The 18,674-nt window shown below is 71.6% G+C and carries 19 protein-coding genes; 13 read left to right on the forward strand and 6 right to left on the reverse strand.

Annotated elements, in window-relative coordinates:
* Positions 1-3 precede the first annotated feature (3 nt).
* Positions 4-1,797, forward strand: a complete 1,794-nt coding sequence (locus tag AB0K82_RS18825) for an AMP-dependent synthetase/ligase (protein ID WP_364398432.1) — start codon at positions 4-6, stop codon at positions 1,795-1,797.
* Positions 1,794-2,930, forward strand: a complete 1,137-nt coding sequence (locus AB0K82_RS18830; RefSeq protein ID WP_364398434.1) for an acyl-CoA dehydrogenase family protein — start codon at positions 1,794-1,796, stop codon at positions 2,928-2,930. Before AB0K82_RS18825 ends, AB0K82_RS18830 begins: the two co-directional genes overlap by 4 nt.
* A 48-nt stretch (positions 2,931-2,978) precedes the next feature.
* On the opposite strand, the gene AB0K82_RS18835 is transcribed toward AB0K82_RS18830, so the two are convergent.
* The 3 genes from AB0K82_RS18835 to AB0K82_RS18845 form a co-directional block, all read right to left on the reverse strand.
* Positions 2,979-3,425 carry a nitroreductase family deazaflavin-dependent oxidoreductase gene (locus AB0K82_RS18835; RefSeq protein ID WP_364398435.1) on the reverse strand — a complete coding sequence of 149 codons (447 nt, stop codon included), beginning with the start codon at positions 3,423-3,425 and terminating at the stop codon, positions 2,979-2,981.
* A 91-nt stretch (positions 3,426-3,516) separates the two neighbouring features.
* Entirely contained in the window at positions 3,517-4,272 is a 756-nt protein-coding gene (locus AB0K82_RS18840; RefSeq protein ID WP_364398437.1) for a hypothetical protein, read from the reverse strand.
* Positions 4,273-4,416: 144 nt separating this feature from the next.
* On the reverse strand, positions 4,417-5,205 hold the full coding sequence (locus AB0K82_RS18845; RefSeq protein WP_364398439.1) for an IclR family transcriptional regulator: 789 nt from the start codon (positions 5,203-5,205) through the stop codon (positions 4,417-4,419).
* Between the two features lie 146 nt (positions 5,206-5,351).
* On the opposite strand from AB0K82_RS18845, the gene AB0K82_RS18850 reads away from it, so the two are divergent.
* The 10 genes from AB0K82_RS18850 (at position 5,352) to AB0K82_RS18895 (ending at position 13,786) form a co-directional block, all read left to right on the forward strand.
* Positions 5,352-6,365, forward strand: coding sequence for an ABC transporter substrate-binding protein (locus AB0K82_RS18850; RefSeq protein ID WP_364398441.1), 1,014 nt, complete (start codon positions 5,352-5,354; stop codon positions 6,363-6,365).
* Positions 6,362-7,360 carry an NrtA/SsuA/CpmA family ABC transporter substrate-binding protein gene (locus AB0K82_RS18855; protein WP_364398443.1) on the forward strand — a complete coding sequence of 333 codons (999 nt, stop codon included), beginning with the start codon at positions 6,362-6,364 and terminating at the stop codon, positions 7,358-7,360. The genes AB0K82_RS18850 and AB0K82_RS18855 overlap by 4 nt, the downstream gene beginning before the upstream one ends.
* The gene (locus tag AB0K82_RS18860; RefSeq protein WP_364398444.1) at positions 7,357-8,178 is read left to right on the forward strand and encodes an ABC transporter permease; all 822 of its coding nucleotides are present in this window, start codon (positions 7,357-7,359) and stop codon (positions 8,176-8,178) included. The genes AB0K82_RS18855 and AB0K82_RS18860 overlap by 4 nt, the downstream gene beginning before the upstream one ends.
* Entirely contained in the window at positions 8,175-8,966 is a 792-nt protein-coding gene (locus AB0K82_RS18865) for an ABC transporter ATP-binding protein (protein WP_364398446.1), read from the forward strand. Before AB0K82_RS18860 ends, AB0K82_RS18865 begins: the two co-directional genes overlap by 4 nt.
* On the forward strand, positions 8,963-9,799 hold the full coding sequence (locus AB0K82_RS18870; RefSeq protein ID WP_364398448.1) for an LLM class flavin-dependent oxidoreductase: 837 nt from the start codon (positions 8,963-8,965) through the stop codon (positions 9,797-9,799). The genes AB0K82_RS18865 and AB0K82_RS18870 overlap by 4 nt, the downstream gene beginning before the upstream one ends.
* Positions 9,789-10,901, forward strand: coding sequence for an LLM class flavin-dependent oxidoreductase (locus AB0K82_RS18875; RefSeq protein WP_364398449.1), 1,113 nt, complete (start codon positions 9,789-9,791; stop codon positions 10,899-10,901). The genes AB0K82_RS18870 and AB0K82_RS18875 overlap by 11 nt, the downstream gene beginning before the upstream one ends.
* On the forward strand, positions 10,898-11,809 hold the full coding sequence (locus tag AB0K82_RS18880; RefSeq protein WP_364398451.1) for an ABC transporter substrate-binding protein: 912 nt from the start codon (positions 10,898-10,900) through the stop codon (positions 11,807-11,809). The genes AB0K82_RS18875 and AB0K82_RS18880 overlap by 4 nt, the downstream gene beginning before the upstream one ends.
* A 255-nt stretch (positions 11,810-12,064) precedes the next feature.
* Positions 12,065-12,196 carry a hypothetical protein gene (locus AB0K82_RS18885; RefSeq protein ID WP_364398453.1) on the forward strand — a complete coding sequence of 44 codons (132 nt, stop codon included), beginning with the start codon at positions 12,065-12,067 and terminating at the stop codon, positions 12,194-12,196.
* 354 nt (positions 12,197-12,550) lie between these two features.
* Entirely contained in the window at positions 12,551-13,480 is a 930-nt protein-coding gene (locus tag AB0K82_RS18890; RefSeq protein ID WP_364398455.1) for a hypothetical protein, read from the forward strand.
* Between the two features lie 84 nt (positions 13,481-13,564).
* Positions 13,565-13,786 (forward strand): hypothetical protein, encoded by a 222-nt coding sequence (locus AB0K82_RS18895; protein ID WP_364398457.1) that lies wholly within the window; start codon positions 13,565-13,567, stop codon positions 13,784-13,786.
* 65 nt (positions 13,787-13,851) lie between these two features.
* On the opposite strand, the gene AB0K82_RS18900 is transcribed toward AB0K82_RS18895, so the two are convergent.
* Complete coding sequence (locus AB0K82_RS18900) at positions 13,852-14,625, reverse strand: SDR family NAD(P)-dependent oxidoreductase (RefSeq protein WP_364398459.1); 774 nt, start codon at positions 14,623-14,625, stop codon at positions 13,852-13,854.
* A gap of 91 nt (positions 14,626-14,716) precedes the next feature.
* Between AB0K82_RS18900 and AB0K82_RS18905 the strand changes: the two genes are divergently transcribed.
* Positions 14,717-15,598 (forward strand): hypothetical protein, encoded by an 882-nt coding sequence (locus AB0K82_RS18905; protein WP_364398461.1) that lies wholly within the window; start codon positions 14,717-14,719, stop codon positions 15,596-15,598.
* Between the two features lie 45 nt (positions 15,599-15,643).
* Here the strand turns inward: AB0K82_RS18905 and AB0K82_RS18910 are convergent, their stop codons facing one another.
* Positions 15,644-16,726 carry a DUF5937 family protein gene (locus tag AB0K82_RS18910; RefSeq protein ID WP_345346353.1) on the reverse strand — a complete coding sequence of 361 codons (1,083 nt, stop codon included), beginning with the start codon at positions 16,724-16,726 and terminating at the stop codon, positions 15,644-15,646.
* A gap of 37 nt (positions 16,727-16,763) precedes the next feature.
* Positions 16,764-18,668: a CocE/NonD family hydrolase gene (locus tag AB0K82_RS18915; protein ID WP_364398463.1), complete on the reverse strand. Its 1,905-nt coding sequence runs from the start codon at positions 18,666-18,668 to the stop codon at positions 16,764-16,766.
* Between the last annotated feature and the right edge of the window lie 6 nt (positions 18,669-18,674).

The raw sequence follows: 18,674 nt of genomic DNA on the forward strand, positions 1-18,674 counted from the left end.
CGGATGATCACGGCTGCCGACGTGGACGCGGCGATGGGGACACAGACGGTGCCCCGGCTACTGCGGCGCAACGCCACCGAGTACGGCGGCCTCCCCGCCGTCACCGGAGCGGACGGGAGCACCTGGACCTGGCGACGGCTGAGCGACCGGGTCCTGGCCGTGGCGAGCGGGCTGCGCGCGCTCGGGCTGCGGCGCGGTGACCGGATGCTCATCGACATGTCCAGCCGCCCGGAGCACTGGGTCGTCGACTTCGCCGCGGCCGAGCTCGGGGCCGTTCCGTGCACCACGTACGCCACGTTGAGTCCTGAGCAGATTCGTCACATCGCACGGCACAGCGCCGCGACGGTCGTGGTGCTGGAGGGCGCCGCCGAGCTGGACCGGTGGAAGTCGGCGCTGGCCGCGATGCCCTGGCTGAAGGCGGTCGTGGTGCTGGACGGCGCCCGTGATCACCTCACCCCCTACGCCGAGCTGGCGGCGACGCCTCCCGCGGCGGACGACTTCGAACGGGTCGAGCCGGATGACCCCGTGGCGATGATCTACACCTCCGGCACGACCGGCGATCCGAAGGGCGTGGTGCTCTCCCACCGCAACGTGCTCTACCAGTGCGCCGCGCAGCAGCTGATGCAGCCCGGCCCCCTCCATCCGCGGCAGGTCGCCTACCTCCCGCTGGCGCACGTGGCCGAGCGGGTGCTCGGCATGTACCTGCCGGTCTACACCGCGGGGCACGTGACGATCTGCCAGGATGCCGGCCGGCTTCCCGAGACGCTGAGGGCGGTGCGGCCGCACGGGTTCTTCGGCGTGCCCCGCGTCTGGGAGAAGTTCGCCGCAGGCGTCCAGCACCAGTTGTCCGGCCTGGACGAGGGGACCCGAGGCGTGATCGAGCGGGCGCGCGAGCTCGCCGGCGAGGTCTACCGGATCCGGGCCGACGGCGGAGACGTGCCCGGAGAGCTCGCCCGTGCGCACGCGGAGGCCGACCGGACGGTGCTCGGCCCGCTGCGGGAACGGCTCGGGCTCGCCGAGGCGATCCGCACGGGCAGCGGATCCGCTCCGATCTCGGCCGAGGCGCTGGAGTTCTTCGGCGGTCTCGGCCTGACGATCACCGAGGTGTGGGGCCTGTCCGAGACGACGGGAGCGGCGACCACGACCTATCCCGACCGTTACCGGCCCGGCACCGTCGGCCTGCCCCTGCCGGGGATGGAGGTACGCCTGGCCGCCGACGGTGAGGTCGAGGTCCGCGGACCGCTGGTCTTCCTCGGCTACCTGCGGCCGGACGGGCGGATCGAATCCCCCGTGGACTCCGACGGCTGGCTGGCGACCGGCGACCTCGGCGCGTTCGACGCCGACGGCATGCTGCGGATCACCGGCCGCAAGAAGGAGCTGATCATCACCTCCAGCGGCAAGAACATCGCCCCGAGCGTCGCCGAGTCCCTGCTGTGCGGACACCCGCTGATCGGCCACGCCGTGCTGATCGGTGATCGCCGCCCGTACGTGACGGCGCTGCTGGTGCTGGACGAGGAGGCCGCGCCGGCCTGGGCCGAGGCGCGGGGCCTGGCGACGATGGACCTCGCGACGCTCGCCGCCGACCCGCTGATCCGCCGGGAGCTCGCCGCCGCGGTCCAGCGGGCCAACGGCGTGCTGTCCCGGCCCGAGCAGATCAAGGCGTTCCGCGTGCTCGGCGACCCGTGGGGTCCGGACAGCGGGGAGCTCACGCCGACGCTCAAGCTCAAGCGACGCGTGATCGAAGAGCGCTACGCCGCCGAGATCGACGAGCTCTACGCGGGAGGACGAACCTCATGATCTTGACCGATGAGCAGCGCGACTTCGTCGCCGCCGTCGAGGGCCTCTGCCGGCACGAGGTCGGCACCCGGGAGAAGTGGCTCGAGCACACCGACGGCGGCCGCGCGCCGCACAGCGCGAAACTGTACGAGAAGATGGCCGACCTGGGCTGGCTCGGGATCGCCGTGCCGGAGGAGTACGGCGGCGCGGGTCAGGGCATGACCGACCTGGTGCTGTTCCTGGAGACGACCGGCTACTGGCAGGCGCCGATCGGCGGGTTCGCCACCTCGGCGATCACCGCGGCGTCGTACGAGAGGTTCGGCACCGAGGAGCAGAAACGCCGGGTGCTCGGCGACTTCCTGCGCGGCGAGGTGCTGGCGGTGTCGATGTCCGAGCCGGGCGCCGGATCGGACGTGGGCGCGCTGACCTGTAAGGCCGAACAGCGTGCCGGCGGATGGGTGATCAACGGGCAGAAGACCTGGTGCTCCAACGCCCACATCGCCGAACACATCCTGCTCGTCGCGCGCACGTCGAACTCCGGCGACAAGCACGATGGCCTGACCATGTTCTCCGTCCCCGCCGGCGTCGAGGGGCTGACCGTCCACGGCATCGAGACGATGGGCGGGCGCGAGGTCAACGACCTGTACTTCACCGACTGCCTCCTCCCGGAGGACGCCGTCGTCGGAGAGGTCGGCCAGGGCTGGCGGCAGCTGATGGCGGGGCTGAACCTCGAACGGATGATCCTGGCGGCGATGATGCTCGGCACCGCGCGCCGGGCCTTCGACGACACGGTGTCCTACGTACGCGAACGCCGGCAGTTCGGCCGGCCGGTGGGCAGCTTCCAGGCGCTGCGGCACCGGCTCGCCGACCACGCGACCGAGTTGGAGTGCACGCGGCTGCTGGTCCACGACGTCGCCCGCAGGATCGACGCGGAACCGGGCCGGATGTTCCCCCGGGAGGCGTCCATGGCCAAGCTCAAGGCCACCGAGTTCGCCAAGGCCATGGCGCTGGACGGCATGCAGATGATGGGCGGCTACGGCTACGCGACCGAGTACGGCATGGAACGTCTGCTGCGGTCCACCGTCGTGTCGACCGTGTACGGCGGGACCAGCGAGATCCAGCGCGACATCATCGGCAAGACCTTCGGGCTGTGAAGGGGCGCCGTACGCCGGCCTGGCGTACGGCGCTGTCGGGGCACGGGTTCACGCGTGCGCGGTGTCGGAGATCAGCTGGAACACCGGATGGCGAGCAGCCTCGGCGGCGAACCGCTCGTCGGTCGAGTCGGGTGTGACGTCGAAGTACGCACGGGTGATGGGCACCTCGCGCAGGTACTGCCGGAGAACCGGAACGCTGTCTTCGGGAGCCAGTTCGGCGACGCGGAAGGTCTCTCGATAACGCCCTCGGGCGATCTCCACCTCCCCTGCCGCACGGGCGTTGTGCACCCAGTTGGTGATGCCGTAGGCGGCCACCAGCCATCGCCCGTCGCCGTTCCGCATGACGTCGACCGGGATGGAATACGGTCGGCCGGTCGTCCTGCCCCGCACGGTCAGCACGTGCCGATAGCCCTTGCCCAGCCCGAGGCGGGTCATCGCCCGGAAGACGTGGTTCACCAATCTCGTGCCGGTTCCTACGCGATAGGTCTTGGCCAATGTCCGCTCCTGTCCGATCCTCGGCGACTGCTGCGGCACCGCGAGCCGAGCATAAAAGATCTTGTCGCCGAGGAGACCCGGAAACCGCGGACTAGTGGTGGCGCGACCAGCCGCCGTGGCGGATCGGCGTGCCGGGGTGGTACCAGCCGCCTCCCGGGCCGACCGGCCGGTTGTACACCGGCGGGCGGTACCAGCCGGGGCCGTTCCAGCCGGGACGATGCTCGCCCGGCCGGACCCACACGGGACGCTGGAGGATCATGCCCGGGCGGTACCACGGTCCGACGTGGAAGAGCGGAACCGGTGGGCGGACCCACTGCCCGCGGTACGGTGCGGCGACCTGGATGACCTCGGCCATCGGTGTGCCGTTCGGCACGCACTGGACGGCGACGCTGCCGGCCTGCGAGCTGTTGGCGGTGATCTCGATGCCGCCGACGCTCAGCAGGTGGGTCCCGGCCGCGGTCGGCGCCCAGTCGCCGGCCAGGTCGCCGGCCAGCGCGCCCTGCTCCGGGACCGCGCCCCCAGAGCCGGTCACCTGGAAGGTCGTGTTCTCGGCGCCGGTGACGTTGACCCAGGCGGCGCCGCTCCACGAGTCGATCGGGAACGGCGCCTGCAGGTTCAGGTTCGAGATGTGCAGCAGGAAGCGCGCCGGCCCGTCAAAGGTGTTCCCGGGTGGGCTCAGCCAGCCGTTGAGGACGGCCGCCGTCTGTCCGAGGTCGCCGATGTTGCAGGTGAAGGGGGCGGAGAACGTGGCGGCCCGCGCGGTCGTCTGCCATGCGGCGCCGAGGCCACCGGCCGCGAGCACCGCCGTCGCGACGGCGGCGGCGCGCCTGCCGAGAGATTTGATCATCTGAGCTCCTTGTGAGTTCGACTCAGAGATCGACGTCATCACGTCCACACCGCCGTAGGGCCGCGCCTCATGGACTTTTGCCAGGTCCGTTGACGATCCGTACCTGATCATGGTCGGGCGGTCCGGGATCCGCGGCCTCGTCGCTCAGGGCGTCGGCTCCGGGTCGGCGTGGCCGCGTTCGGCAGGGGTGAGCAGGAGCACCTCCAAGGCCCGGACGCAGGCTCTGGCCCTGGTGAGAAGCCATGGGATGCGGGCGTCGCCGATCACCTCGGGGGTCGAGCGCACGGCGAGGGCGAAGCGGACGTACCCGGTGCGGTCGAGCAGCGGCACAGCGACCGTGCGAACGCCTTCGGCGGACTCCCCGTCGTTGAGGGCGTAACCGCGGGCCCGCACCCGGTCGATCTCGGCGCGCAACCGGGCCGGGTCGACGATGGTGCGGTCGGTCAGCGCGCGGAGCGGACCGACGTCGGACAGGTCGTCCTCGCCGGGGCGCGCCCAGGCCAGGAGCACCTTGCCCAGCGCGGTGGAGTACAGCGGGCGGCGCAGTCCGACGCCGGTGGAACTCCGCCGTACGGTGCCGCCGGCGACCAGGACGGCGTGTCGCCCGCTGCGGATGGCCAGGTCGACGGTGGCACCGGTGAGCTCCGACAGATGGTCCAGCTCCGGCAGGACCTGATGCAGCCCGCGCTGGTGGTAGGAGAGCAGGCCGAGTTCGAGGACCGAGGGCCCCAGCCGGTACCGCGCGGTGAGCAGGTCCCGCTCGAGGAAGCCGGCCTCGGCCAGGGCCTGCGCGAGACGGTGCGCGGTGGAGGAACTGAGACCGAGCCGGCGGGCGATGTCGGAGGCGCTGATCGACTGCGCGTTGTCGCGGAAACACTCGAGCACGTTCAGGGCCCGGTGCACCGCCTGAGCACCCGCGGATCCGTTGGTCACGGGCATCGGCGACCTGCCCACATCGCAGCAACCATCTCCTCATCTCCCGGCGACACGGTGCGCGTACTAACGAGACTTCGGAGAGATCTTCCCACATCATGGGATCTATGTTGAATAGGTAGGAAAAGTAGTGAATCCTCACGGTCATGGTCACCGCTCCTCCCACCACGCTCTGGTTCACCCGTTGTCCCGTGCCCACGGCCACCGGAATCGCCGCCGACCGCGGCTGGCTCGCCGCCGAGTTCGCCCGGGACGGCGTCACCGTCCGCTCCCTGCAGGAGGCCGACGCCGAGGGCGTACGAGGCGAGCATTTCCGGCATCGCCTCGCCACCCTGATCCGGGAGGGCGGCAACGTCCCCGCGCTCTGGGCCCGCTCGACCGGCGCGCCGACCCGGCTCATCGGCCTGACGTGGATCGAGGAGCGCCAGGTCATCGTGGGTCGGCCCGACTCGGGGGTCGAGGGCCCGGCGGATCTCAAGGGGCGCCGGCTGGCCGTCCCGCGTCGCGCGATAGAGATCGACTTCTGGCGGGCGATGGCGCTGCGCGGCTTCGACGGCGCCCTCGCGCAGGCCGGGCTGAGCCTGGACGACTGCGAGCTGGTCGAACTCGCGGGCGACCGGCCCGGTCAATGGGAGACCGAGCTGGCCGCGCTGCGCGACGGGCGAGTGGACGCCGTCTACACCAAGGGCGCGGTGGCCGTGGAGACCGCCGCGCGATACGGCGCCGAGGTGGCCATCGATCTGGACGCGCTCCCGGACCCCCGGTCGCGGATCAACAACGGCACCCCTCGCCCGATCACCGTCGACCAGCGGTTGCTGGACGACCATCCGGAGCTGGTCGTCCGGTTCCTCGCCGTGCTGCTGGGGGCCGCCGACTGGGCCAAGGACCACGCGGCCGAGGTCGGGCGGATCCTGCAGGCGGAGACCGGCTCGGGACCGGTCGGAGTGGCCGCCGCCTACCGCGGCGACTACCACCGCCACCTGCACGCGACCCTCGACGACGACCGCCTCGCCCTGCTGGCCGAGCAGGAGGACTTCCTGCGCCGCCACGGATTCCACGACGCCCCGGTGGACGTCACCGCCTGGGCCGACCCCGCACCCCTGACCGAGGCGCGCAAGCTCACCGCGGGCCTCCCCTTCATCACCGAGGAACAGCCATGACACGCCTCTTCGCCGCCCCGCTGGCCGGAGCCCTCGCCCTCCTGCTGACCACCGTCGGGTGCGGTGGCTCGTCGAAGCACGACTCGGCGGGCGACTCGACCGTCACCATCAGGATCCCCGACCCCGGCAACGCGGGGGTGCTGGCGCTGGGCAAGAAGGACGGCAGCCTGGCCAAGGCGCTCGCCGCCGCGCACGCCAAGGTCGCCTGGACCGGCAGCTCCGGGCCGTTCGCACCCGCCGCGCAGGAACTCGACGCCGGCAAGCTCGACGTCGCGCAGGGTTCGATCACCTCGGCGATCGCCGCGCTCGCCCAGCATCCGGGTTTCAAGCTGTTCGCGCAGATCGCCCCGAACAAGACCGGAGAGGGGATCCTGGTCCGCAAGGGCTCGCCGATCGCCTCGGTGCGCGACCTCGCCGGTAAGAAGGTGGCGGTCAACAAGGGCGGCACCGCCGAGTACCTGCTGCTGAAGGCGCTGGCCTCGGCGGGGGTCCCGGCCGCCCGGGTGACCCGTGTCTACCTGAACCCGGCGCAGACGGCGCCGGTCTTCAACTCCGGTCAGGTCGACGCGTGGGCCGTCTGGTCCACCTACTCCATCCCCGAGATCGCCTCCACCGGCGCGCGTTTCCTGGTCACCGGCGGGCAGATCGGCTCCCAGAACTACTCGGTCTGGGCCGTGCGCAACGGTTTCGCCGACGCGCATCCCGCCGTCGTCCAGGCGTTCTACCAGTACCTGCACGACGCCGGGGGGCGGCAGGCCCAGAACCCGGCCTCGTACGTCAACGTCTTCACCGACGCGGGGCCCCAGGCGGTCAGCGGCACCGCGCGGCAGCTCACGGTTCAGGATCTCGCGCAGACCGCCGCGCCGGACCGGATCGGCTCGTCGAACGTGACCGACTTCGGAGAGGTCGCTCGCTTCTTCGCCGAGCAGAAGATCATCCCGACGACGGTGAACGTACGGCCCCACGTCCTGTCCCTCGCCGGGAGCGGGTCGTGAGCGTCGCCTATCCCGGGCTGGTCGCGCCGCGGCCCCGCCTTTCGCGGCCACGCCGGCGCGGCCTGACGCTCGGCCTGCGCGTCGCCGGGCCGGTGGCGCTGGTCGCCGCGTGGTGGATCGCCTCGGCCACCGGGGTGCTGAGCGCGGACGTGCTCGCCTCACCGGCGACCGTCGCCAAGGCGGCCCGGGAACTGTGGGCCGACGGTCAGCTCACCGCCGCGCTCCGGGTCTCCCTCACCAGAGCCGTGCTGGGCCTGGCCTGCGGACTCACCGCCGGACTCGTCCTGGGGGTGGTCACCGGCTTCTCCCGGCTGGGAGAGGAGCTGCTCGACTCGCCGCTGCAACTGCTGCGGGCGCTGCCGTTCCTGTCGCTGGTGCCGCTGTTCATGGTCTGGTTCGGCATCGGCGAGACGGCCCGCGTGATCCTCATCGCGGTCGCCACCACGTTCCCGATGTACGTGTCCACGGCGAGCGGCGTACGGTCCGTCGACCGGCGGCTGGTGGAGGCGATGGACTCCTTCGGGCTCGGCCGCTGGGCGACCGTACGGGAGGTCGTGCTGCCCGGGGCGCTGCCGTCACTGCTGGCCGGATTCCGGCTGTCCATGACGCTCAGCGTGATCGCCCTCATCGCCGCCGAGGAGATCAACTCGACCTCCGGACTCGGTTACCTGATGACCCAGGCGCAGAGCTTCTCGCGCACGGACATCCTGTCGGTCTGCGTTCTGATCTACGGACTGCTCGGGCTGGTCGCCGACCTGGTCGCACGCGGCGCCGAACGCGTGCTGATGCCCTGGCGTCCGCGAGGGGAGGCACGATGAGCGTCGCGGTGCACGTCGAGGGGCTGCGCCGGACCTTCGGCTCCCGCTCGGTGCTGGACGGCCTGGACCTCGACATCCGGCGGGGAGAGTTCGTGGCGCTGCTGGGCGCCAGCGGAACGGGCAAGACGACGCTGCTGCGGATCCTCGGCGCGCTGGAACGCCCGGATTCGGGAACCGTGCTGGTGCCGAAGGTCCGCACCATCGTCTTCCAGGAACCCCGGCTGATCCCGTCCAAGCGCGTTCTCGGGAACGTGCTCGTCGGCCTGAAGCGTACGGCGGAGGTCCGGGACCGGGGGCTGCGGGCCCTGGCCGAGGTCGGCCTGGCCGAGCACGCGCGAGCCTGGCCGCACACCCTGTCCGGCGGGGAGGCACAGCGCGTGGCGCTGGCGCGTGCCCTGGTCAGGGAGCCTGAGCTGTTGCTGCTCGACGAGCCGTTCGCCGCCCTGGACGCGCTGACCCGACTGCGGATGCAGGACCTCGTCGGCGAGCTCGTCCGCACCCATCGGCCGGCCGTGCTGCTGGTGACCCACGACGTGGAGGAGGCGGTCCGGCTCGCCGACCGGGTCGCCGTGCTCAAGGACGGAAACCTCGTCACGGACGAGACGGTCACCGGGGACCGGCCCCGGGACGTCACCGACCCATCCTTCACGGCGCTGCGCCGCCGGCTGCTCGCCGATCTCGGCGTTCGCGAGGCGGCGGCGCCGGAGGGCGGCGGAGCACCACCCGAACGACACGGCGAATCGGATCACCGGCCGGTGCCGACGGCCTCGGAAGGAGCAGTGAGATGACCCGCTTCCACGTGGTCGTGCCGACCCGTCGCCGCACCCCGGTGGTGCTGCCCGAGTTCGTGACCGACCCGCGCCCGCCCGGGCCTCAGGGCGAGCACCACCTGGTCGGCCGCGGCGCCGAACTGGCCGGATGGGACGGCGCGCTGGTGCCGTTCGACCCCGACGGCCGCGACTCGCTGATCGTGGCGGCCGAGCTGCTGCGCGACTCACGGCACATCGAGGTGATCGCCGAGTTCCATCCCGCGATCGCGACCCCGGTCTACGCGGCGAAGCTGTCCGCCTCGCTGCAGCGGTACACCGGCGCACGGCTCGGGTGGCGCCTCCTCGTCGACCTGGACCCCGCGGTGGCCCGCGCCCACGGCGACTTCCTCGAAGGACCGGCTCGTTACACGCGCGCCGAGGAGTTCCTCACCATCGCCAAGGGCGTCTGGGACCGGCAGGGATACACCTACGAGGGCGAGTACTTCCAGGTGCTCGACGGCGGGCTGCCCCCATCGCGGACGCCGCGGCCGTTCCCACGCGTGTACCTGTCCGGCACGTCAGCGCCCGCCCTGGAACTGTCGGCCCGCCACGCCGACGTCCACGTGCTCGGCCCCGAGGACGATCCGGCCCTGATCCCCGAGGGCGTCGCCGCCGCCGTACGCCTCACGGTTCCCGCCCAGCTCGCCGCCACCGACCGGGCCGAACGCGAACTCGCCGACGAGATCCGGCGCCATCGCGATCGCGGCATCACCGAGTTCCTCCTCGACCTGGCCGCTCCCGCGGAGGACACCTACCGGTTGGGACAGCGCGTGCTGCCGCTGCTGGAGAAGGAGATCGAGCATGCCGGTTGACATCTACTGGCGGATCGCCATGGAGGGCGATGCCCCGGCGCTGCGGCTGGGCGACATCACCCGCGGCGGCTTCGGGCCGTACCTGCCGGGGAGCCTCGGTCCCGGCCGACGGGAGGGCGGGCCGGACGGCTACGGGCCGCTGGACTACATGTCCGAGGTCGCGTGGGCGACCGAGCAGGCCGGGTTCGTCGGTGGCCTCATGCCGTCCTTCCCGCAGACGGACGATCCGTGGGCCGCGGCGGCGGCGCTCGCCCGGGAGACCCGCGCGTACCGCTTCATGATCGCTTTCCAGCCCGGGTTCCTGCACCCGGTGCAGGCGGCCCGGATGTCGGCGAGCCTGCAGGCCGCCACCGGCGGCCGGGTGGTCTACAACATCATCTCCGGCGGGGGCGGGCCGCAGCAGCTCTGGTGGGGCGACAAGGTCGAGCACGACGATCGCTACGCCCGGACCTCGGAGTTCCTGGACGTCCTCAAGGGCGTGTGGAACGGCCCGTACGACCACGACGGCCGCTTCTACCGGGTCGAGGGCGCGGTGCTGCCCGAGGAACTGCGCGGCCAGCCGTTCCCGGAGATCTACTTCTCCGGCTCCTCGCCGGCCGCCATCGCCGCGGCCGGGCGCCACGCCGATCACTACCTGTCCTGGCTGGAGCCGTTCGACGCCCTGGCCGAGAAGTTCGACCTCGTCCGCCGGCACGCCGACACGCCGCCGAAGTTCGCGGTACGGGTCGACGTCCTGGCCCGGGAGACCGAGGACGAGGCATGGGAGGAGGTCCGCCGCGGGTGGGAGCGGATCGGCGAGGCCGCGCGGACACCGCAGGCGAGCGAGTCGGTCGGCTGGCGGCGCAGCCAGGGCTTCACCGCCGGAGCCGGTGACTCCTTCCGCGACCTGGAGGTCCAGCCCAACGTGTGGGGCGGCTTCAACCGGCTCCGGCCCGGTCCGCTGTTCGGGCTCGTCGGCGACTACCACCAGGTCGCCGAGCGTCTGGACGAACTGATCGGCCTCGGCGTGGACGCCTTCATCCTCGCCGGGGTGCCCCATCTGGAGGAGGCCCGCCGCGTGGGCCGCCACGTACTGCCCCTGCTGAAAGGACGACTGTCATGAGCCTGCGCGTCGGCTTCTTCCCGCAGAACAACTCGCTGTGGGTGCTGCGGCACCGCGGCATCCTGGAACGTGCCGTCCCCGACGTCCAGTGGGTCGATCTGCGGTCCCTGCCCGCCGGCGAGCGACCGGCGCCCACCGAGGGCCTGCCCTCGGCCCACGGCGACCACCTGTTCGACGGCGGGTACGACTTTATCGGCACCGGATCGACACCGCCCGTCACCGCCCAGGCCAAGGGCCACGACGTCGTCTATGTCGCCGTCTCCGGACCACGCGTCGAGAACGGCCGGCTCGTCGTACCGGCGGACTCACCGATCACCACCCCGCGCGATCTCAAGGGCCGCCGGGTCGCGCTCGGTCACGGGTCCTGGCAGACCACACTGCTGTTGTTCGCCCTGGAACAGGCCGGGCTGACGTGGAGTGACATCGAGCCGGTCGACGCCTACGGCAACGCCGCGGAGCTCTTCCTGAACGGGAGGGTCGACGCCTGGGTCGGCTCCTACCCGTACCTCACCGAGGTCGAGCAGCGGGCACCGGTCCGTACGGTCATCGAGACGGACGGGCTGTTCAGCCACCGATCGCTCTGGTTCACGAGCCGGTCCTTCGCCACCGAGCGGCGGGACGAACTCGCCGCGATCGTCGCCGCGCTCCAGGAGGCCGACGCCTGGACCGGCGAGAACCCGCGTGCCGCGGCCGAACTGTTCGCCGCCGACGACGGCGGGGATCTGGACGCCTGGGAGCACGCGCTCCGTACCCGGCCATGGGGGCTGCGCCCCGTCGACGACGGTTTCGTCGCCGAACAGCAGCGGGCCGCCGATCTGTTCCACGCCAACGGGCTGATCGAAAGACGGATCCGGGTCTCGGACGCCGTCCTCCCGGAGGTCAACGCCCTGGTGGAGGCCACCGTCTGACCGGCCCGCCGGTTCCGCGGTGACGGTCGGCCCTACCTGCGGCCGGCCGTCCCCGCTCGTCCCGGAACACCGTCGAGGACGCCGAACGCGCGAGGGCGCGGAACACGCCGGGGGCATCCCGAACTCCGCCCGGAAGGCATGGACGTCCGGACTCCCCCACCGCGACGTCCTGCCCTGGGTCCACCATCGATATGCGCCGGAGACCCGCACTTCCGCCTGTGGGGACGCGCCGAGAGCGTCAGAACCTTCCTGTGGATGGGCGCCGAGGCCATCGCCCCGGTGGTCTTCGGGTTCGTGGCCGACCTGCTCGGCGGGGACCGGAACCAGGCCCAGGGTCTGCGGTACGCCTTGCTGCTCATGCTCGCGCCGCTCGGGCGAACGCCGTGATCCTTCTCGGCGCCCGGCGTACCTACCCGCGCGATGTCGCCACCGCCGCCCGGTCCGAGGCGGCGACCGGTGTGGAACCCGGGTCGGAGGAATAGTCGGGCGCGGGCCGGTCGCCGAGCCGGACACGGCGCATCGCCGACGATCGTCCTTCTTTTTGCGTGCGGCCCTGTTTCCGGTGCCGCTCGGCGGGCTACGCGTAGCCCTATGGACGCCGGGGAGCCGGTGGCAGGCACCTCGTGCGGGCTCGATCGCACTCATCGTGTCCTGGCGCACCTGCGAGTCGGCATGGGGCCGGAGGCCATCGCGGTCGACGGGCGAGGGCGTGCGTTCGTGGCGTGTTCACGAAGCAACGCCGTGACCGCCATCGACCTCGACCGGATGACGCCGATATGGCACGCCGGCGTCGGGCGGGAGCCCATACCGATCGTGTTCGACGCGCCGACCGGCCGGCTGTTCACCGCGGATGCCCGGTCCGACACCGTCACCGTGCTGGACGCGCGAACCGGGGACCGGCTCACGGAGATCGGCGTCGGAGCCTATCCGGCGGGCCTGGGACACCATCTCGGCCTCCGGCGGATCTTCTGTGGTGACACCGCCGGATCCACGATCAGCGTGATCGACGCCGACCGCCTCGAGCCGATCGGTTCCATTCCCGCCGAACTCGGTGCCGGCAGCATCGCGATCGACCTGCGGCGCGACCGTGGATACTGCGCGAACTTCATGGCCGCCTCGCTCACCGTCTTCGACGCGACCACCCTGCGCCCGCTCGGCCGGATCCCCGTGGGACGTGGCCCCTGCAAGGTCAGCGCCGACCCGACGTTCGACCGGCTGTACGTGGCGAACTCGCTGGACAACACGGTCACGCTGCTCTCACTCCCCGAGGGGCGGATCGGCGGGCGGTTCCCGGTCGAGCGCGCTCCGGTAGGCGTCGCCGTCTCCCGCGAGGGCCGCCGGGTGTACGTGTGCAACCGGGGGGCCGGCACGATCAGCGTGCTCGACGCCGATACCGGCACCGAAACCCACCGGATCCAGGTCGAGTACGGGCCCGGCGACTGCGTGGTGGAAGGCGGCGCGGGCCGCCTGCTGGTGTCCAACGCGGGCAGCGGCACGCTCACCGTCGTGGACCGGCCGTGGCTGCCCGGGCCGGCGCCACCGACGAGGCACGCGGCGGTCGGACGGGCCCTTCCCCACTTCGCGTTGCCCGACCTGCGCACCGGACGGATCCGCACCACCCGGGAGTGGGCGGAGAAGAAATATGTGATCAACTTCTTCGCTAGCTGGTGAGGCCCCTGCAACGCGGAGGCGCCGGTTCTGGAGGGACTGCGCCGCCGTACGGCCCGGTCGGGGCTGGAGATCATTTGCATCAACGTGTGGGAGAGCCGGGACGCCCGCCGCGAAGCACGCCACTTCGCGAAGGTGTGGGGCATCGAAGGAACCGTGCTGTTGGACGAGACCGGCACGTACGCGGCCCGGGTCGGTATCCGCGGAGTCCCGACGAACGTGCTCGTCGATGAGCGCAATATCGTCCGCGCTGTGGGCGTCACCGCGCCGGCCGACCTCCACGCCGCCGTGGACCGGCTCCTCGCCTGACCGCGGCGGCGCCGAGCCGCGCCCGACGCCTGCGGGTGGGGAACGGCGCTGGTGCGGGCGTGCGGTCAGGCGCCGGCGACGACCGCCACGCCCAGACGCCCGCCGTCGACGTCGATGACGGTGCCGTGCACGAACGCGGCGTCGTCCGACGCCAGGTAGAGCGCGGCGGACGCGATCGCGTCGGGGTGGCCCGCGCGGCCGGCCGGCGTGCCGAGCATCAACGTCTCGCCGGGGAACTCGTGCTCGGTGGCGAGGTCCGGCGGACGGATCACGCCGGGCGAGACCGCGTTGACCCGGATGTCCTGCGCGGCGAACTCCGCCGACCACGCCCGGGTCAGGGTCTCCACCGCGCCCTTCGTCGAGGCGTACAGGGCGCCCGCCGGAAGTCCCAGCCGGGCCACCCAGCTGCCGAGGTTGATGATCGAACCGCCACCGTGCGCGGCCATGACCGGGGCGATCGCCTGGGTCAGGAAGAACGCCGCCTTGACGTTCACGCCATAGACCCGGTCGAAGGTCTCGTCGTCGGTGGTCAGCGTGGTGCCCGGGGGGTAGATCCCGGCGTTGTTGACCAGGATGTCGAGGCGCCCGCCGAGCACCGTCAACGCATCGCCGGCGAGCGCGTGGCTCGCCTGTGCGCTGCCGTCCAGGTCGGCCAGTACGAAGTCCGCCCGGCCGCCGTCGGCACGGATGGCGGCCACGACGGATTCGCCACGCGCCTCGTCGCGACCGGAGACGATCACGTGCGCCCCCTCGGCCGCGAACACGCGGGCCACCGAACGACCGATGTTGCTCGTGGAACCCGTTACCAGGGCCGTCCGGCCCTCCAGTCGGTTGCTCATTGCCACGACGGTAGGAACCGATTTTTGGACCCGCAAGTCCAAAGATTCTCCGCTATGCCCATATACCTCCCGGCCGGACAGTAGTCACCTGGTGTTCATGCTGAGCGAAGGTGAGGATCACATGGCCATGACGGCACAGCCTGCGCTGGTGGCGGTCCACGACATGCGTAAGGTGCCGGGCTGGTCACCAGTGCGTGGAGAACTGCGTTACGGTCCCTGGCGAATATCCGTGTGGGCTGAGCCGATCCACCCGGGCACATCCAGCTTGGACCACTGGGTCGTCTCTCCTCTCCCGAACACGATGCTCCGCGTCGCGGTGATGGACGCGGCGGTGAACGCGAACAACGGCGCGGACGCCGCGGAAATGGGACACCACGCCGTTGACACCCTCGCGGCCGAACTCCGGCGTCGCCCGAGCGCCCTGGACGGGGTCGAGGCGGCTCATCGCCGGTTGCACGTTCCCTCACGCGGTCCGTTCCGGCAGCCCATGGCGACGTGTGCGGTCGTCGATCTTTCGATGACCTCTCCCTCCGGACGGTGGGTCATCAGCGCGGACAGCGAGGTATGGCTTCGTGAGCGCTCCTGGCACTCCGTGGCGGGCGACGCGCTGACGCCGGCGGCACGACGCGACTGGGACGGCTGGCTGCGCGAGCATCCAGGTGCCGGTGACCGTGAGCGCTGGTCCGCGCAGGAGGCGATTCTCGGCTCGCCTGGCGCGTGGAACAACCCGTCCGTAGGGGCGTTCGCCGAGCTGAAGCCGGCCTCGGGGGAATTCGGCCCGGTTGAGGAGATCGTCGTCAGCAGCGACGGAGCCCGGCTTTCGCCCGACATCCTGAACTCCGGCCGCCTGCACGACCACCTTCGTAACGACCTGCAAGTGGTGTCCGCCGGCCATGGCCACCCGTGGCCTCATGGCGACGTCACCGTTCTCCATGTCTCATGGGACGGCCGGCACGATGCGGGGCTGATGTAGCAGGCGAAACGGATCCGCCGGCCGGGAACGTCCCGGCCGGCGCGGTCAACGCATGATCGTCGTCAGTACGTCGGAGCCCAGTCCCAGAAGCAGCTGGGCGTGCAGGCGGTGGTAGATCATGCGGCCCTCACGGCGTGAGGTGACCAGACCGACTTGGCGCAGGCGCTTCAGATGCCGGGAGACCTGAGGCTCGGAGATGCCCATCCGGACGGCCAGCTCGGATGTCGTGATCGGCTCACCGAGCAGGTGACGGCACATTTCGAAGCGGCCGGGTTCGGCGATGGCGGCGAGCCGGTCGCGGATCAGGGACTGCGGGACCGAAGGGCGCTGCTCCCAGTCACCGCCCACGAAATGCACGACGAACGGCAGGCCGGGGTCCAGCTTGAGGATGAGGTGCGGCCAGCCGTGCAGAGTGGGAACGAGGAAGCAACCATGGTCGCTGACCTTGCCGAACGCCGACTGCAGCTTGTCGTAACGAACGCGCACCGGCCGCTCGGTGACACTGGCCGTCGGGGTGACCGAGGCCAGGACGGTGGCCGGCGGATCCCGGCGGAGCTGGCCGCGCACCCGCGCCGCCGTGTCCTTCAGGTGCGGGCCGACTCGCCGCCACTCGGCCTCGAAGAAGGCGTCCACGCAGCTTTCGAGCGTCTCGACCAGTCCGGCGCGGAACGCGTCGGGATCGTCGATCAGAGCGCGCGCGAGTTCGCCGCGCGAGAAGGAGTGGCGCTCGCTGGCCCTGATGAAGGCCTGCTGCCGCGCGGCGTCGTACAGGTCGTCGGCGCCTTCGAAGCTCGTTCCGCGGATCCCGCTCGCCGCGAGCGAGACGAACATCCGCTCGTCGAGGCGGGACAGGGTGCGCAGCTCGGTGGGCAGATCGCGGTCGAGCGGCGCGCGCAGCGGGAACAACAGCCGGCAGCGGTACCGCGCCCACAGCGGGGCGTAGTGGTTCAGCCGCTGGACGATGGATTCGGGTAGCCGCTCCCGCGTCGACGCCAGCCACACTCTCGACTCCGGGTGATGCTCCGGCTCGGCCAGCGTGTGCAGGCAGGCCAGCAGCTCAGACAGCGGGGAGGCCCCGGCCGTGAAGTGCACGGGCAGGGCCTCGTCGACGTCGAGCGTTACCACCACGGCTGCATATTAGGGTGCGAACCGGCACGGTCCCGTTTCACTCCGGAAGAACGTGCACCGACAGCCACGAGGGGTGCTCCGGGGACAGGTGGACGGTGTTGATCGCCACCACGCGCCGCCGCTCCGTGGCCTCCGGCCCGCCCGTTCCCGCGTTGACGTCGAAGCGCGGAAAGTTGCTGGAGGACACGTCCAGCCGGATCCGGTGCCCCGCCGCGAAGAGATTGGCCGTGTCCGGCGCGGTCACGGCGATCGAGTACACCTGACCCGGCCGCATCGGCGACGGTTCCGTGTAGGAGTCACGGTAGCGACAGCGCAGGATCCCGTCGGTCAGGTTCATCGCGTAGCCGTTGGGATAGTCGTCGTTCGGCGGATGCACGTCGATCAGCCGGACCGTGAAGTCGGTGTCCGGGGCACTCGACGAGACCGACAGGCGCACCTCCACCGGTCCGGCCAGCACGAAGTCCCGCTCCAGGGGCTCGCTCTGGAACACCAGCACGTCGGGCCTGCTCGCCAGGGGGAGGTACGGGGGCTCGCAGCCGAAGGTCGTCTCCGTCGGGGTCTGGTCGAACGCCCCGCCCACCATCACCGGCTCGCCCGAGGTGATCTGCCCCCCGATCGTCGGTACCGGGTGCGCGGGGTCGAAGTCGTACTCCAGCCGGTCGTCGATGCCCTCGGCCGGCGGCTCGGTGCTCAGTTCCCCCCGTTGCCGCAGGTACAGCCGCAGCCGGGTCGACTCCGGCGGTGGCCAGTCTCCGGCCGTGCGCCAGTGCCCTCCGTGGTCGAGGCGGCCTTCGGCGGTTCGCCGCCCGCTGCCACCGCCCATCACGAAGTACCGGACGGGCGGGTCGGCCGGCTCCTCCTCGGGAGCCGCCGCGTCATCCGGCCGTACGCCGAGGTGCCGGGCGAACCAGCGGGCGCGGAACTCCCAGTAGTCGGCGGCGAGGTTGCCGTCGAGGGTAGCCTCGGAGCCGAAGTCGACGTCCCCGGCGTGGCGGACGCTGCGCGCGCCGTGGGTCCACGGCCCGACGACGAGGTACGCGGGGCTGGACTTGACCGCGCCGAGCCGCTGGAAGTTCTCGACCGCCGTCCGGACATAGGGGTCGTACCAGCTCACCATGTGCATGCTCGGCACGTCGGGGAACTGGTCGTAGTAGCCCCGGCCGAACAGCCCCAGCTGCTGCCAGAACTCATCGAACGCGCCGCGCTCCCACTGGTGCAGCAGGTAGTCCTCGTACTCCGGCGTCGCCCGGAGCGGCGACGCGCCGCGCCGCCACGGCGTGGCGCGGAACCAGGCGCGCAGGTCCTGGGAGCGCAGGGCGGCGGCCACGACCGGATCCCGCTGAGCGGCGACGCTGTTCAGCGCGTGCCGGTACGCCCACGTGGCCTGCTTGAGCTCGAAGGCGCCGCCCATGCGGATCCCGGCCTCGTACGCGCTGGCGAATCCGCCGGAGTCGACGAACATCGCCGCCAAGTGGGCCGGGGACAGCGCCGCGAGCGCGGTCTGCGTGTGGGCGGAGTAGGAGACACCGGTGGTGGCGACCCGTCCGTCGCACCAGTCCTGCGCGGCGATCCACTCCACGGTGTCATAGCCGTCCGCCGCCTCGCCGAGGTACTTCACGAACGTCCCGCCGGAGTCCCCGCGTCCCCGGCAGTCCTGCCGTACGACGTTGAACCCCTGCCGGGCGAAGTAGGCGGCGGACTCGTCCGGCATGATCGACCGGCCGTCGCGGCCGAGACCGTCCGACTCGCGACGGGTCCGCCGCCCGTACGGGGTGCGTTCCAGAAGCACCGGGCGCCGCCGCGGTCGCGGGTCGGTGGTGTAGACGTCGGCCACCAGTTCGACGCCGTCGCGCATCGGGGTCCGTACGACCCGCCGCCATACCGAGCCCCCGTCCGGCAGCGGGATCCGATCCGCCGCCGGCTCCGTGTTCACCGATGTCATGTCGCC

The sequence above is a fragment of the Actinoallomurus sp. NPDC052274 genome (genome assembly GCF_040679475.1).
Lineage (GTDB): Bacteria > Actinomycetota > Actinomycetes > Streptosporangiales > Streptosporangiaceae > Actinoallomurus > Actinoallomurus liliacearum.